Raw genomic sequence first — 16,430 nt, 5'->3', positions numbered from 1 at the left:
AAGGGGCTCAGCGCCCCATCTTTATCTGGTGCACTATCACGTCCGCCTTCACAACTGCCTCCTCGCCGAGCTTAACCCCCTCCTCAACCGCGAGCTTCACCTGCTCGATGAGGTTGTCGAGATCCCTCCCGTATCTGCCGGCGTAGTCCCTCAGCTCTAAGAGGTACTTCAGGGCCTCAGCGGTGTTGCCGGCTTTGAGGTTGATCAACGCCAAGTCGCCTATGTAGAAGACCGTCCTCTTCAGGTCGGTGCTCTTTCTGAGGCCTTCAACGTAGGTCATGTTCAGTATCTCTGCGAGATCCCTCTGGAGTTCGGCGACGCTCGCGTAGCGCTCCTCCTTCCTCTTTGCGAGCATCTTCATAATGATGGGCTCAACGGCCTTGGCCTCGGGGTTCAGCTGGCCCGGCGGAACCGGCTCTTCGTTGATTATCGCGTAGGTCACCTCGCCGAGATCGCGGCCCTCGAAGGGGAGCTTTCCAGTGACGAGCTCGTAGAAGAGAACCCCAAGCTGCCAGATGTCCGTCCTCTCGTCCGTTCCGCCGAAGCGCCTCGGGGATAGCTGCTCCGGCGAGGCGTAGTAGGGGGTGAAGCTTGAGAGCGTTGAGGAGCGGCTCTCGCTCATGACCTTGCTCAAACCCCAGTCGCTTATCTTCGGGATCCCGCTCTTGAGGAGGATGTTGCTCGGTTTGAGGTCGCGGTGGATTATCCTCTTAGCGTGGGCGTACTTCAGGCCTTCAGCGATGTTGAAGACTATCTGGGATGCCCTCTCAACGTCCATCGGCTTCCCGAGCCTCGCCAGCGAGCCTTCGCAGTACTCCATCTCAAGGTACGGAATCGGGATGACGTTGACGTCGTAGAGTTCAACTATGTTCGGGTGCTTTAAGTGGAGCCAGTTGCTTATTTCCCTGACGAAGGCCTTGCCGGTTGCAGGGTCGAGGGTCTTCGGGACTTTGACCGCGACAACCTTACCGTCCCTCTTCCTCTTGGCTTTAAAGACCCTCGCGAAGCCGCCCTCGCCTATGTACTGGAAGTCATCGTAGAGAGCGCTCAGCTCCTCGGGGGCGGCCTTTGGAGTGAGAGGCTTCGGAGTGAACTGAGCCGGTGAATAGTAGTCCCCGACCTTGATCTTAAGTGACTTAGCCGTCTCGCCAATGTTGGAAGATATCTTAACGCTGAAGTCGAAGTCGCCCTTGAACTGCGGCGTTATTCTTATGTCCTTTCCGAGCCTCCTACCGGGCTTTATCGGCGGGAATGTAACGCTTTCAGTTTCCATTGTGAAGTATGCCGACAGCTCGGACAGGTCTATGGTGAGGTTCTCTATTGGCACGTCAAGTTTGTTCTCAACGTTGATGCTCAGCGTGCTCTCCCTGCCGTAGGGAATCTCCCTCGGCAGGATGAGCTCTATACCCTTCCTGAGGGTCTCAAGGAGGTGGGCCTTCTCAACCTCCCTGACCTCGGAGTTAATCTGAGCGGCAATCCTCTCGTCGCCGAGTTGCTGGGCAAGCCTGAGGGCCTCGCGGTAAAGGGATAGTGCTTTGGAGTAGTCCTTGCTTTCCCTCGCTACCTTAAGCTTCTCGTTGAGCTCTTTTCTGGCCTTTGCCTCCTCAAGCTTCTCTTTTATCTCCTCGACGCTCACCGTGCCACCTATTTTCTCGGCGAGGACTATGGCCTGCGATAGCTTTTCCCTTGCGCTTTCATAGTCCTCGTCCATCATTGCCCTCTCCGCTTCGGCCACGAGCGAGGAAACCTCGCGGTTGATGCTCTCAACGACCTCGTTGGCCTTTGATGTTCTGCCCTTGAGGAGCTCTATGAAGTAGGCGTCGCCGAGCTCTTTGGCAATGGACAGGGCCTCTTTGTACTTCTTCAGTGCCTCCGAGTACTTCTCCTGTTCCATCAAAACATCGCCTTCAGATGTGAGCTCTCTTATCCTCCTGACCCTGTGAACGTTCTCCATTTTCCTCTGTATCTCCTCGCCCTTCCGCTGATCGTGGAGCTTCTCCGCCAGGCTGAGGGCCTCACGGTAGTATGCCAACGCCTTGTCGTAGTCCCCTTTCTTGAGGACGGTATCTCCTTTGGTCAGAAGGGAGTTTATCTCCCCGGTCACAGTACCGCGGACTGTGTTGAGCTTCTCTTCGGCTTGAGCTATCGAGGAAGCCTCACCGAGGCCCTTCGCCACTTTGAAGGCCTTGGAGTAGTATTCAAGGGCGCTAAAGGGGTCTTTGTCAACGATGTTGTCGCCGGAGTTGATGAGGGAGCCAAACTCGGCGCGGAGGTGCTCCTTTTTGCCGCTGCTCCTCCTGCGGAGGGCAGCGACCATCCCGATGAGGCCGATGAGGACTCCGCCGTAAAGGCCGTATCTGGTGTAGTCTATTCCTTTGAGAGGAGCAACCGCCTTCAATGCCTTGTCAGCCTGGAGGAGGATGTCAAGCGCCCTCGTGTAGTCTTTGGAGTTGTAAGCATCGTAGGCCTGCTGGAGAAGGTCTCTGGCCTTTGAAACGTCGTAGCCCTGGTTCTCCTTTGCCTGGACTTCCACCCTTAGGGTGTCGTAGTAGGACTTAACGGCCAGAGCCTGGGCAGTTTCAGCGAACTTCTTAGCGAGTTCGTAGTCGCCGTTTTCATAGGCTTTCTGGGCCTCGTCGAGCATTGTCTGGGCATCGCCCGTGTCCACGGAGCTTGGCACCTTTGAAAGGACGTTTTTGGCGGTGTTTATGGCCGAGCTGGCGATGGGAGCGAGGGTTGAGGTAGTTGTAGTAGTTGTTGTGACCGTTGACGTTGTGGTCACTGCAGGGCTGTTTGTCGTCGTTGTGGTGCTCGTGGAGGCCGGGGAAGTTGTGGTTGTTTGAGTGGTGGAGGAACCTGTTAGCCTAACCTTGCTTCCAACGAAGGCAACTGGGTCTTTGGGGGCGTATTTGCGGACGAGGATCCAATCGAACTCCGCGCTAACATATGATGGTTCATACCAGTTTGCCACTTCTAAGGAGAACCTTAAATCACTAAGTTCATCTTCTGTGGTTCCTAAATCAGCAAGTACGTTTCTATTCAAATCTAAGAACTTTGCTGCCCATTTGTCACTTCCAATACGGGATAACTGGTATATCCCGCTCTCGTATACCTGCGTCCCATAGTTAACAACGTTATCCCAAGTTGCTTTATTGATCTCAAAGAACAGGTATGTATCCCCATAAGATTCCACACTATTCCTGAATGATATGCCCTTGGCTTCTTTCTCTGAACTAAAGAACTGACCAACGAAAAGTCCGTTATTACCTCCGCCATCGGGATAATGGGCTTTGACTAATTTAGCTTCCAGAACACTGTTCTGAGGGAATCCTACTCTTGACAGTATTCCCCTAGTAAATACATCATGATCATTTAAATCCCAGTCGCTTGGGGTTATGTACAATTTTAATATACTATCCCCAACAGAAATCTTTGAAGAGCTCTCACTATATATGTGTATATAACCGTCATCCACGGTACCGTAGAACGGTTCCCATTTACCCGTATCCAACTGGTTTCCGTTGAAGTCATCAAAAAACTCAAACACTTTCTCCCCGTCGCTCCTGCTCTGGGCGTTCGGGTTACCGTAGTAGAGCTTGAGTTTGACCTCGCCGTTCGCTGGGATCCTTGGAACTATCGTCCATATTTTGGCCCTCTTCGCACTCACGTTCCACTCCTCAATCCAGTAGGGCAAGAAGTTGCCGTCCTCATCGACAATCCTGATGTCGCTTCCATCTGGCTTAGCCTTGGAGAAGTCGAAGTTGTCTGAGTTGAGTTCAATTAAAACCTGAAAGTTCTCAAGCGTTTGCCCTGACTGCTCTCTTATAGTAACTTCACGATAGTACTTCCACTTGGAGAGGTCTTCGGGTGAGAGGTATTCGACTGTTTTTGGAGGGGCAGGCTGAAACTGGGAACTTGAAGAGGACTCAACCTCAAATATCCTGACGTTATCAAAGACAACATTAGCATTTGCATGTCCTGCCGTCAGGACTATTGCATTTATGTTCTCAGTGTCGCTGTGTTCCACTGGTATATCGTCGGCGACGAGCTTTCCATTTATGTAAACGTCGTATGTGTTTGTTTTTCTGTTTAAAATGACTTTTACATGGTACCACGTCTGAGGTTTCCAGGAGGTTAGCTGGTGCTCCTCTCCCTCTGAATACGCATAGGCAATTCCGTTATGTCTAAAAATGACATCTGCATAGTACCTACCCCACGAGTCCAGGTTTCCATTCCAGAATGCAACTCTAATTACGCTGGTTTTGTCTCCTCCACAGCCCTCGGTTCCGTAGCTCTCAGCCCATACGTCAGCTTCGAATCCAATTATGTCTGCATCGGAATCAAACTTATGTTCAGAAACTGCCGCCCAACAACCTTGTGCCGAGAGCATCCGGAACGCCTTGGAGCCTGACTTCACAGGATTTGAAACTATTTTCTGGTATTCCTCCCCCGCCCCATCGTAGTCTAAGATCCAGTTCGAAGAAGGGTAACTTCCCAATGGATAACCTTCAAAGTCGTCAAAGAAGATGGTTTTCTCTGAGTATTTGATCTCTGCGTGGACATCTTTTAGAGTTACTCCTGCAGTGCCCATAATGAAAAGAACCACTATAAGAATCATGAACACCTTTCTCATAGTCTCCACCTTCTGCCCACTTTTTTGAGTACCAGCCAAAAATTGAGACTCCTCCTTCCCTCCGACCTTCCCATCAGTTCAGCTGTTGGGAGCATTGAAATCATCAGCGCGGTGGCCTTCCTCATCTTATCACCTCCAGAGCCTTTCTTATCGCCAGAAGCTCAAGCCGCCCCTGGGGTTTAACAACACCGTTCAGCGGGTCAACGAAGAGGACGTTGGCTTTGACGAGCTCTTTCAGGGCCTTATTGACCCGTCCGTCGAAGGGTACCTCATCCCTATCCCTGAACTCCTTCAGGAGGCTTATCATGTTCTTCCTGCCATAAACGAGGGCGTTTATGGACTGAACCCTGAGCCTCAGCGTTCTCTCGCACCACTCTTCCAGCTCGTCCCTGTGCTTTGGCGCTTCAGCCAAATAGACGGGCTTGCCTCCAAAGTGGTTCCACACAAGTTCCACCTCACCATCGCTCAGCCCCTGATTTTTTAAGAACTCCAAAGCCGTCTCCCTGTCAAAGTCGTCCACGAGGAAGTAATCCGCTCTGCCCTGAAGCATGGCCTCACTGTAAACCCTCTCGATGAAGAGACTGTCCGAAGTTACAACGAAAACGTGGGTCAAGTGGGTCTCTTTGGTGAGGTGGATGAGGAAGTTGAAGAGCTCGTAGATGAGCGAACCGTTGACCTTTAAATCCCCAATCACTTGAAGCTCGTCGAGGATTAAAACGGGCTTTTCGCCAGCTTTTCTAACCTCCTCCATCAGGGTTGCAATGTATGCAAAGGCATTTTTCGGCTTCTTCTCCCTGGTTATTCTCTCGAGGAGTTCTGTCGGAACAGGGAAGCCGAAGGCTTCCCTTCCAGTGGAGAGGATGAGGGAAACTGCCTCTCCAATTGTTTTGACCCTGTTCCTGAATTCGACGGAGAAGAGCACGTCAACGAAGTCCCCGTAGCTTGCAACTGGGGTTCTCCTCAGGTTTATGTAGAAGGCCACGTGGTTGGCGGGAAGTTTTCTAACGAACTCGGCCATTAAAGCCGTTTTCCCGCTGTTAATCGGCCCGTAGACGAAAGTTATCAGGTTGGGCTCGGCCGAAACCAGCCTCAGCAGTTTCCCCAGCTCACGCTCCCTGTCAAAGAACACTCAAACCACCCCCAGAACCTTCCTTATCGCCAAAAGCTCAAGCCGCCCCTGGGGCCTTAGAAGTCTCTTCCTCGGATTCAGGAAGAGGAGGTTGTTCTTAACCGCCCAGAGGATGGAATCGCTCAGTTCATCACAACCAGCGGCCTCGGATTCCCTGAACTTATCAAATAGCTCTAAGATTCCCTTGAAGAGCTCGGGTTTGCTCTTTTTCAGGGAGTTCAGGGAAAAGACCAGCCAGCTAACCTTATCCTCAAGCTCTCCACGGCACCATTCTTTCAGCTCGTCCCTGTGCTTTGGGGCTTCAGCCAAATAGACAGGCTTGCCCCCGAAGTGATCCCAGACGATCTCTGCTTCATCATCTTTCAGTCCCACGCTTTTCAGGAACGCTAAAGCGGTCTCCCTGTCAAAGTCGTCCACGAGGAAGTAATCCGCTCTGCCCTGAAGCATGGCCTCACTGTAAACCCTCTCGATGAAGAGACTGTCCGAAGTTACGACGAAAACATGGCTTAAGTGAGTCTCCTTCGTCAGGTGGACAAAGAAGTTGAAGAGCCTGTAAATCAGCGGGCCGTCTATCCTCAGGTCGCCTATCACTTGAAGCTCGTCGAGGATTAAAACGGGCCGCTTCCCCCTGCCTCTGAGCTTTTCAAAGTACCCCTCAAGGAAGAGGAAGGCGTCTTCCGTTTCCTCCTCCATGAGCTTTTTGAAGAGCTTTTCCGGGACGGGAATTCCCCCGTAGGCTAAGCCGCTCTTGAGGAGCTCCGCCAAAAGCTCCTTGGATGATCCCTCCCTAACGCTGAAGAGCACCTTCATGAAGTCCTCGTAGCTGTTCACGAAGCGACCCCTGAGGTTTATGTAGAAGACCACGTACTCATCGGAAAGCCTCTTGACGAACTCGGCCATTAAAGCCGTTTTCCCGCTGTTAATCGGCCCGTAGACGAAAGTTATCAGGTTGGGCTCGGCCGAAACCAGCCTCAGCAGTTTCCCCAGCTCACGCTCCCTGTCAAAGAACACTCAAACCACCCCCAATAAAGTAAAAAAAATCAAACCTCCTCCACCTCCAGCCACTCCTTTTTCTTCTCCTTCTCCTCGCCGGAAACCTTTTCCGCTGCAGTTTCAGGCTCAAGCTCGCCCTCCTTGACCGCGTGGATGGTCCTCATTATCTCCGCTAACTCCTCGTCCTCCTCGAAGTTGGCGCCAACGCTCAGCGTCTGGTCGGTTATGCCGAGCATCTGGTTGAGGTTCTCGTTGAAGTTCTGGGCATCGAGCTGCATGCTCGCCAAGTTCCTCTCAAGCTCCTCGGGAGACATGTTCCTGAGCATCTCCCACGTTGGCGTTCCCTTCAGGATGGCCTCGTTCTCCTTGATTATGGTGAGGTTGCTTATGAGCATGAGCTGCTTGTTGAGCTGCATGTGCGTCGCCTGGAGGTTCTTCTTGCGCTGGTTCAGCGTCTTTATTTTGGTCGCTATCGTCAGCTCCTCGCTCTTGCTTCTGGCCTTCTTGGCCCTCTCGAAGAGCTCGGCTATCTCGCGGTCTATGCTCGCTATCTCGTTCTCGATCTTCTGGATCTGGTAGTCCAGCTTTATCTGGCTCTCCTTCAGCTTCGGCAGGGGTATGTCGAGGGGGTTCTTCTTCCCGAAAAAGCGGGAGAAGATGGCCATCACTCTTCCTCCTCCTCTTTTTCCACGCGCGAGGCGACCTTCTCCGCTACCTCCTCAACGTCCGCTTCGCCGGCCTCGACCTGGCTCCATGCCTTCATTAGCTCCCTCTCGGTCTGATCCTCGGTCTCCTCGAACTCCGCCACCTCCATCTCGAATACCCTGTTGAGGCTGCCGACCATCTCGTCAAACTCCTTCCCGTCGAGGTTGACCTTTATGAGGGCCTGCTCGAGCTGCTCCGGCTCGACGTTTGCGAGCTTCTCCCACACACCAACTTTCCTCAGCTCCTTCTCGTACTTCTTGACGATTATCATGTTCTTGATTAGGGTGTACTGCTTCTGCGCGGTCGTGAAGTCCTTGAGCTTGAGCTTCTGCTCCATGTCGAGGCCCTTAATCTCCTGCGCGAGCATCTTCTTCTTGAGCTTGTCAGCCCCTATGCCCTCCTGGAAGAGCTGCTTCTTTTTCTTCTCGATCTGGTTGATGTCCTTCTTGAGGCGCTCAAGCCTGTTCTTCAGCCTTATCTCCTCAGCCTGGAGCTCCCTCAGCGAGAGCTTCTCTATGGTGTTCTTCCTCCCAAACATGTCGCGGATTCCCATTCCAAACACCTCCAGCGAGCGTTATTCAGGCAAACAACGAAAGGTTCACTTAGCGAGTAGTTCCTTCCTCATGCGCCTCTCCATCGGCTCGTAGTCGAGGTACTCCCACACGGTTTCCTCGATGAACCTGAACCTCAGCTCGGGGTTTCTGTCGAGCAGGAGCTTCCCCTTAATAGCTCTGTATCTGAAGGCCGGCGGTGCGTCGTTTAAAGCCCTGACGTCAACCTCAACGCCAAGCTCCCCCTCAAGTTCTACTGCCAGCGAGAGCTCCGCCTTCAGGATATCCTTCACGGAGCCGTCGAAGTAAACGGCTACGTCCACGTCCCTGAAGTGCTCCGTTTCGAGTACGCTGCCGTGGAGGTAGGCGAAGACTATCTCGGGGTGCCTCTCAAGGGCCCTCCCGAGCTTCTCTTCAATCTCCTCCCTTCTCAAGGTACCTCACCACGGACTCTATGAATTCTTCAAGGTCATTATCCTGAAGACCCTCTCGTCGTCTACCCTCCAGTACTGATGAACAAGCAGGTTCCTGAACTTCGTCATTTCGGAGAGCCTCTCTCCGAGTTCCTTCTCAATGACCCCGAGGTCTGCAAGCTGCTTGAAGCACTCGGAGTAGCTCTTTGGGATCCTGCCCTTCCTCACCGCGATGTGGTTGCAGACGGAGAAGGCTCCCTCTATGGCAGTTATCAGCAGGTACTTCGCCGCGTACCTGAGGCAGTTCTCCGAGAGGAACGCCTCTACGCCCTTTTCGGTTATTCCCCTGAGCTCTTCGAGAGCGCCCTTGATATCGGCGAGTTTCCCCTCAACGAGCTCCCGGTCTATCTCCAACTGCTTCACCTCAGAGGAAGCCCTCCATGACGAGGACGTAGCCAACTCCCTCGATGAACTTGGCCACGTAGCCCTTCTCCTTAACGAGCTCCTGGAAGGCCTTCTTGACGGCGTCCTCTGCGAACTTCTCGGCGGCCTCCTCCAGGCGCACGTAGCCCTTGGCCTTTATCCTCTCTTCAAGGAAGTCCTTTATCCTTGAGAGCAGCTCCTCATCGCGCTCCAGCCTCAGGAACGGCGCGAGAGCCTTCGCGTACTCATCGTGGGGGTTGTATGTCAGCTCGCCGCTCTCAAGGTCGAGCAAAGCGAGCGAGACGTTCTCGGATATGAAGTTCCTGTGGAAATCGTTCGAGCTGATGTAGCTTTTTACGCGCTTTTCAAAGCCTGTTGGTGAAGCAACGAGGAGGACTACCCTTCCCTCCCTCGCCTCGGCCCTCGCATCCACAAGGAGCGCGTTTACGTCCGCGAGTTCGAGCGGGTCCGTGTCGAAGCCAACCTCGGCGTAGCGCTCGGGCCTGCCGTAGAACACCGCCTTCACGGTGAGGGGTTGCCTCTTCCCTATGAACTTCTTCTCCCTGAGGTGAACCTCGACCATTATGTTGTCCGGGACGTTCTTGAGGTCGCGCTCGCTTAGCTTTCCAGTGTAGGCATTCTTGTCGAAGGTGCCCTTCTCCTCGATCCCCTCGACCTTGAAGGTTCTTCCGGAGAGCTTCACCTCTCCCCTGAACCTGCCGCGTATCCTGCCGACGAAGTTCATCTCAAGCATCTTCGCCTCGTCCCTCCTGACGAAGCGCGAGCCCTTCTCGACCTTCCCCGCCAACTCCATAACCTCCCTGATGCGCTTCGAGACCTCGTCCTCCTTCCGCTGCAGCTCCTCCTCCTTCCTCTGGAGTTCAGCCTCCCTCCGCTGGAGCTCCCTCAGCTTTGAGTCGAGGGCCGAGCGCATCCTCTCAAGCTCCTCCCTAAGTTTGGCCTTCTCCTCGTCGTTCTCAAGCTTAGCCTCCAACTCCTTCATCTGCCTCTCAAGCTCCTCCTTCTCCCTCCTGAGCCTCTCCACCTCCTCGGCCTTCGACGTCCTCATTTCCTCCATGAGCTCTTCGTAGCGCTTCCTTATGCCGTCCATCTGCTTCTGGTAGAGCTTTTCTATGCTCTCCTCCTCCCTCTGAACCTCGTTCAGGAAGCTCCTGAACCAGTCGAAGCGGACGGTCGCCTCGCTCAGCGCGTCGTTCACCTTGCCCTTGTAGGAGTCCCACTTGTACTTGAGGAAGTTCCTGAGGGCCAGCTTTACGTCAGGATCCTCTAAGACCCCCTCTATCCAGCGGTCCGTGCCCTGGTAGTAGTCCCTCAGGAGCCCGAGGATGTTGCCGTCCTGGCGCATTATCTTCTTCATGACGTCGTCCTTCGTGTATATCTCGAAGACATTGTAGCGGAGGATCCTCTCGACCGCTTCGAGCTCCCTCTCGCTGTACCTGTCAGCTGCTGGCTTGTAGGCTTCGCCCTTCTTCCAGAAGCTCCAGGCGAGGATGGCCAGGGCCCCTTCGAACTTCGCCTGAAAGTGCGCGTTCAGGTCGTTCAGGAAGCTCCCGCACTCCCCCTCGAGGTAGCGGTCGTAGTTGTCAGCTATCCTGTTCCAGAGCTCCACCCTCTTTCCAAAGCCCTCGACCCTGATGTCGAGCCCCTGCCTCAGAACCCTTTCCGCAGGCTTCAAAAGCTCCCTAACGCAGTCGGTTCTTCCTTCCTCAAATATCCCCATGTCAACCACCCGCGAAGAGTTTAAGCTCCTCGTCAATCCTTCCGGCCAAAAAATCAACGGCCTCCCCAAAGCCCTCTATCTCAAAGACAACGTGAGAGCTCCCGTTCCCCTTGGTTATGACCTTTATCGTCGCCCTTCCCTTTCTCGTGTAGAGGCTGTAGGTCTTTGCCACCGGGTCAGAGCCCACGAGGCCCGCGTTGAGCTTCGAGAGGAGGTAGTCTATGAAGCGCTCCACCACCTTCTTCTCCTCCGGAACCGTGTACTCTAAAATCCTTTTCTTGCCCTCCACCTTCTTCTTCACCGGTTTAGCCTCGTAGAGCTCCACCTTCTCCTCGACGTCTCCCTCGATCTTTGAGAAGAGCTCCTCAAGGAATTCACTTGGGTTCTCAGCCTCGATGTAGATCACAGTCCCCCTTGGCTTCCTGACCACTGCCCTGGCAGACCACTTGTCTATCAGGTAGTCGATGCGCTTCCTCTCGGCATCGGTATCGTAGCCGACAAAGACTATGTATCCCATACACACCACTCACTCTTATTCGGTTTTTCTCCTATTTAAACTTTTCTCCATTTTGGAGACCAGAGACTTTTGGCGTTCCGCCCTCAATCCCCCCTTCACCATTGGTGAGCACCATCGTGTTATGGTCTTTGGGAATAAATGGCTTTCGCTTCGGTGCCATGATGTACGTTTATTGCCATCAAAACGAGCGCGGGTACCACGGTGTTTAGGCATGGGGAGCGCGGGGGAAAACCTAAAAAAGACGGGGCGGGGCTTCAGGAGCCCTCAAACCCCAGGCGGATCTTGTGCGCTAGTATCTCCGCCTTCTCAACGAGTTCCGGCGGTATGTCTAAGCTCTCCTCAAGGCGGAGCTTTACCTGCTCCGCTAACTTCTTCACCTCGTCCCTGAGCTCCCCGCTTGTGTAATAGGCGAGGTCGCCGGCGTACTTGTAGGCCTCGCTGACGTTGTTAGTCTTCATGTTTATCAGGAGGAGCTCGGTCAGGTAGTAAACCGCCCTCCGGAGGTCGCCGATGGTCTTGCTCTTCTTCAGGTTCTCGGAGTAGGTCATGTTGAGTACTCCCGCGAGGTCTCTCTGGAGCTCGACGACGCTCGCGTAGCGATCCTCCTTCTTCTTGGCAAGCATCTTCATGATTATCGGCTCTACCTTTCTCGCCTCCGGGTTGAGCTGGCCCGGCGGAACGGGTTTGTCCCTGATGATGCCCATCATAACCTGGCTGAGCGAGCCTTCAAAGGGCAGCCTTCCTGTTACGAGCTCGTAGAAGAGCACGCCGAGCTGGTAGATGTCCGTCCTCTCGTCCGTCCTTCCAAACTTCCTGTCAATCTGCTCCGGGGCCGCGTAGTAGGGGGTAAATGAAGCGGTGGTTGTCGCGCTCATGCTCTCCTCAAGGACTTTGCTCAAACCCCAGTCGCTTATCTTGGGCAGGCCGTTCTTCAGGAGGACGTTGCTGGGCTTCAGATCGCGGTGGATTATGCCCTTCGAGTGCGCGTACTTTAAGCCTTCAGCGATGTTGAAGACTATCAGCGAGGCCTCCTCGACTGGCAACGGCTTCCCAAGCCTCGCGAGGGAGCTCTCGCAGTACTCCATCTCAAGGTATGGAACCGGAATCACGTTCACGTCGTGGAGCTCGACTATGTTCGGGTGCTTTAAGTGGAGCCAGTTGGTTATCTCCCTGACGAAGGCCCTCCCCACGGCCGGGTCGAGGGTCTTGGGGAGCTTTAGCGCGACGATCTTGCCGTCTTTACGCTTGGCTTTGTAAACCCTCGCGAAGCCGCCCTCGCCTATGTACTGGAAGTCGGTGTAGAGCTCCTGCAGAGCCTCAACCGGGTTGAGGACGGGCGTTGAGGTGACCGGTGCCGGCGTGGCCCCTGTTACAGCCCTCATCGTCTTGACGACCTTCACGGGAGTTCTGCTCGTCAGTGAGCCGAAGTTGGAGTCTATCTTAACCGTGAAGTCAAAGTCGCCGATGAACTTCGGCTTTACGGTTACGCTCTCCCCTATCGTCTTCCCGGGCTTAACGTGCGGGAACTCCACCTTCTCCTCGCTCAGCTCGAAGTAGTCCCTGTTTTCGGAGAGGTCAGCCGTTAGCGTGAGGTCGCTTGAGAAGCGGTTTGTGACGAGGATCGAGACCTCGGTTTCGGCCCTGTGGGCCATCTCCGTCGGGACGTCGAGTCTGACGCTCTTCTTGAGGAGGGCCTTCTTCTGCCCCTCCTCTATCCGCGATACAGCCGCCTCTATATCGTCAGTCTTTCTCCCGAGGGCTTCAGCTAAGGAGAGCGCCTCGGTGTAGGCAGCCAACGCCCCGCCGTAGTCCCCGCTAAGCTCAAGCTCCTCGCCCTTCGAGAGCAGGTTGTCGAGCCTCGTCGAGAGCTCCTCCCTCAGGGCTTTCACCTTCCTGGTCTCCCTTGTTTCCCTGGCTATCTTCCCGACCTCTTGGAGGAGGTTCCCGAGGGAGGAGTAGTCCCTCCGCGAAAGTGCGGCGTTGATCTCCTTCAAGAGCTCCTCAAGCCGCTTCCTCTTCCTCAGCTCGTCGAGGGTTCTCCTTGAGCTCTCTATCTTCGATCTGACCATGTCACCCTTCCCAAGGGCTTCCGCAATGGGTAAGGCGGACTCGTAGGCCTTGATTGCCCCGGCGTAGTCTCCGGAGGAGAAGAGGGAGTCCCCCTTGGCGATGACCTTTGAAAGCCATCCCTCAACCTCACCGAGAAGGGCCCTGGCCTTTTTCCTGACCCCCGCGAAGGGCGAGGACGAGAGTTGGGTGAGTACCGGCGCGGCCTCCTTCAGATTCCCCCTCTTCACAAGTCTCTCGGTTCTTTGGAGATCCTTGAGCTCCTTCTTCAGGCGTTCGAGCCTCTCGCCTTTCCTCTTGAAGTCCTTCCTTCCGAGGATTTCGGCGTAGGGCTTCGCCTCACTGAGCTTTGCCTCGGCGGTTTTCACGTCGAGGCCCTTAAGGGCGGAGTCAAACTCTCTAATAATACGGTTGTAGGTTTCCCTCGCCTCATTCATCGCAGGGGAGAGGAGTTTTCTCACCCTGCCGAGGGCCTCCGGGCCGACGGGCCCCGCGAGCTTCTCGGCCTCTTTGAGAAGCCTGATTTTCTCAAGGACCGGGGCTTTTTCTGCCCTCTCGATAATGGAGTTTATCTCCCTTAGCTTCCTCTCGCGCTCCCTCCTTTTGTGGACGCGGTAGGAGGATCCGCCGATGAGCGCCGCCGATATTATAACGCCGAGGGCAAAGAGCTTCTGGTAGAGATCTCTTTTCCGTCCTGCCTCCACTGCGAGCTGGTAGGCTTTGAGGTAGTCTCCTTTCTCAAAGGCCTTTTTGGCGTCGCCAATCGGCGAGAGGAAGCCCTCCGCCTTTGAGATTGCCTCCTTTGCTCTGTAGTATTGGTTTTTAATTTCCTCAGCTTTTTGTATGGCCTGCTCTGAGTAATCGTGGGCCTTAACGTAATCCCCTGAGTCAAAGGCATTTTGGGCTTCGTTAAGTAAGTTCTCGGCAGGTGCTAGGATTATCCCCTGGGATTTGTAGGTTGAGATTGTCGATTTCGCTCTCTTAAGCTCAGGTTTCGCTCTATCATATTCGGCTTTTATCTCCTCCGCTTTTTGAATTGCTTGGTTTGCGTAATTGTATGCCTTAGTATAGTTCCCAGAGTTAAAGGCCGTTTCCGCCTCTGCCAGAAGGTTCTCGGCAGGAGTCAGGATAACGCCTTGAGATTTGTAAGAAGTGATAGTTGATTTGGCCTCGTCAAGCTTGGGTTTTGTCGTCTCATATTGATTTTTAATTTCATCTGCCCTTTGTTTAGCCTGGATAAAGAGACCGTAGGCTTTTGTGTAGTTCCCTGAGTTGAGGGCTTCTTGGGCCTCTTTCAGAATGTTCCTGGCGGAAGTCAGGACCATCCCCTGAGATTCGTAGGAAGATATTAACAATTGAGTTGCGTTTAATTCGGATTTTGCCTTGTCATATTGGTTTTTGATTTCTTCGGCTTTTTGGATGGCCTGATTTGCATACTCATAAACTTTGGTGTAGTTTCCGGAGTTAAAGGCTTCCTGAGCTTCTCCTAAGAGACTTTCAGCGGAGGGAAGGACAACTCCCTGGGATTTGTAGGAGTTTATGGTTGAGCTGGCTTCATCGAGCTTGGATTCTGCCTCATCGTGTTGCTTTTTGATTTCCTTGGCTTTTTGTAGGGTTTGATTTGCGTAATTGTAAGCTTTAACGTAGTCCCCCGAGCTGAATGCCTCTTGGGCTTTGTTCAGAAGTTCTTCCGCGGGGGTCAGGATAACTCCCTGAGACTTGTAGGTTGAGATTGTCGATTCCGCTTTGTCGAGAGCCAGCTTTACAAGGGCTTGGTAGGAGTACTGGGTTTTGACCTTGAGGTTCGTGGGCTCCACAACTGCATCGGAGATTTTCACAACGGCGTCTGAAGTTTTCACGATAGCGTTGGTGTTCTCCACGACTGCGTCCGTGTTGTCTACCTGAGCGTTCGAATCACTGCAGAAGCTACAGCCCGGCAGGTTCCCATCCGGCGGAAGTCTGAGAACCCAAAAGTCATCACCACCAGCGCCGAAGCTGTCAGTGAAGCCGGCCACGATGATGTCTCCATTTGGAGCTAAAGCAACCGCGTAAGCCCAATCAGCGCTGCTTCCTCCGTAGGTCTTCTGCCACTTCACGTTACCGTTAGCATCAAGCCTGAGAACCCAAACGTCATAGCCACCAGCGCCGAAGCTTTTAGTGTAGCCGGCCACGATAATGTCCCCGTTAGGAGCTAAGGCAACCGCGGTAGCCCTATCCCAGTCGCCTCCCCCGTAAGTCTTCTGCCATTTAACGTTACCATTAGCGTCAAGCCTCAGAACCCAAACATCATTCCAACCAGCGCCGAAGCTAGTAGTCTGGCCGGCTACAATAATGTCAGCATTGCTCGCTATAGCAACCGCGCTAGCCCAATCATAGCTGCCGCTTCCCCTGTAGGTCTTCTGCCACTTCACGTTGCCATTAGCATCAAGCCTGAGAACCCAAAAGTCTTCTCCACCAGCGCCGAAGCTTTCAGTGGAGCCAGCCACAATAATGTCACCGTTCGGAGCGATAGCAACCGCGTGAGCCTCATCCCAGTCGCTTCCTCCGTAAGTCTTCTGCCACTTCACGTTGCCATTAGCATCAAGCCTGAGAACCCAAACATCTCCATTACCAGCGCCGAAGCTGTAAGTGTAGCCGGCCACGATAACGTCACCGTTCGGAGCGATGGCAACCGCGTAAGCCTCATCCCGATATTTTCCTCCGTAAGTCTTCTGCCACTTCACGTTCCCATCAGCGTCAAGCCTAAGAATCCAAGCGTCACCTCCAGAACCGTCCCAGCTTGCTCCGTAGTGGCCGGCCACGATAACGTCACCGTTAGGAGCTATAGCAATCGCGTTAGCAACATCATACTTTGTTCCCCCGTAGGTCTTCGCCCAAGCGACGCTACCGTCAGGGTTCAGTTTCATCACTAAGACATCCTTTCCGCCGGTGCCTGATGAGGTGGTGTATCCTACTGCAATGATGCTCCCGTCCGGGAGGACTTTAACGTCGTTGATGATGTCAGTCCCGCTCCCCCCGTAGCTCTTTATCCACGGGCCGGGCTCTCCATCGGCTTTAACCACCGGCAGGATAAGCGAAGAAACCAGAAGCAACACTATGAGCAACGATGCTTTTCTCATGTTACCACCCGCCTTACTATGTCATCAGAGGATAAGAGGTTTTCGGCCTAACTTTTAAGCTCGCCCTTCAGTCTGAGGTACTCCTCCCTCTTGAGGGGAAATCTTTAGCAGCCTGCAGAAAAGAGCTGACGGTTTAACC

Annotated in this window: 11 protein-coding genes; all 11 read right to left on the bottom strand. The window is 53.8% G+C overall.

What is annotated here, in order from left to right:
* Positions 1-7: 7 nt before the first annotated feature.
* Complete coding sequence (locus MVB78_RS07500) at positions 8-4,633, bottom strand: DUF2341 domain-containing protein (RefSeq protein ID WP_297489916.1); 4,626 nt, start codon at positions 4,631-4,633, stop codon at positions 8-10.
* Positions 4,630-4,758, bottom strand: coding sequence for a hypothetical protein (locus MVB78_RS07495; RefSeq protein WP_297489914.1), 129 nt, complete (start codon positions 4,756-4,758; stop codon positions 4,630-4,632). Before MVB78_RS07495 ends, MVB78_RS07500 begins: the two co-directional genes overlap by 4 nt.
* On the bottom strand, positions 4,755-5,762 hold the full coding sequence (locus MVB78_RS07490; protein WP_297489912.1) for an ATP-binding protein: 1,008 nt from the start codon (positions 5,760-5,762) through the stop codon (positions 4,755-4,757). The genes MVB78_RS07495 and MVB78_RS07490 overlap by 4 nt, the downstream gene beginning before the upstream one ends.
* A complete protein-coding gene (locus tag MVB78_RS07485; RefSeq protein ID WP_297489910.1) occupies positions 5,763-6,773 on the bottom strand; it encodes an ATP-binding protein in 1,011 nt (336 codons plus the stop codon). It lies immediately after the preceding gene.
* 29 nt (positions 6,774-6,802) lie between these two features.
* Complete coding sequence (locus MVB78_RS07480) at positions 6,803-7,420, bottom strand: hypothetical protein (RefSeq protein WP_297489956.1); 618 nt, start codon at positions 7,418-7,420, stop codon at positions 6,803-6,805.
* Positions 7,420-8,013 carry a chromosome assembly protein gene (locus tag MVB78_RS07475; protein WP_297489908.1) on the bottom strand — a complete coding sequence of 198 codons (594 nt, stop codon included), beginning with the start codon at positions 8,011-8,013 and terminating at the stop codon, positions 7,420-7,422. The genes MVB78_RS07480 and MVB78_RS07475 overlap by 1 nt, the downstream gene beginning before the upstream one ends.
* Before the next feature lie 45 nt (positions 8,014-8,058).
* Entirely contained in the window at positions 8,059-8,445 is a 387-nt protein-coding gene (locus tag MVB78_RS07470) for a nucleotidyltransferase domain-containing protein (RefSeq protein ID WP_297489906.1), read from the bottom strand.
* Positions 8,446-8,463: 18 nt separating this feature from the next.
* On the bottom strand, positions 8,464-8,838 hold the full coding sequence (locus MVB78_RS07465; RefSeq protein WP_297489904.1) for a DUF86 domain-containing protein: 375 nt from the start codon (positions 8,836-8,838) through the stop codon (positions 8,464-8,466).
* Positions 8,839-8,848: 10 nt separating this feature from the next.
* Positions 8,849-10,588 (bottom strand): hypothetical protein, encoded by a 1,740-nt coding sequence (locus MVB78_RS07460; RefSeq protein WP_297489902.1) that lies wholly within the window; start codon positions 10,586-10,588, stop codon positions 8,849-8,851.
* A 1-nt stretch (position 10,589) separates the two neighbouring features.
* On the bottom strand, positions 10,590-11,105 hold the full coding sequence (locus tag MVB78_RS07455; protein WP_297489954.1) for a hypothetical protein: 516 nt from the start codon (positions 11,103-11,105) through the stop codon (positions 10,590-10,592).
* Between the two features lie 254 nt (positions 11,106-11,359).
* Positions 11,360-16,291 carry a protein kinase gene (locus tag MVB78_RS07450; protein ID WP_297489901.1) on the bottom strand — a complete coding sequence of 1,644 codons (4,932 nt, stop codon included), beginning with the start codon at positions 16,289-16,291 and terminating at the stop codon, positions 11,360-11,362.
* Between the last annotated feature and the right edge of the window lie 139 nt (positions 16,292-16,430).

The organism is Thermococcus sp. (genome assembly GCF_026991495.1).
GTDB lineage: Archaea > Methanobacteriota_B > Thermococci > Thermococcales > Thermococcaceae > Thermococcus.
This window is presented reverse-complemented; position numbering and strand designations above follow the sequence as displayed.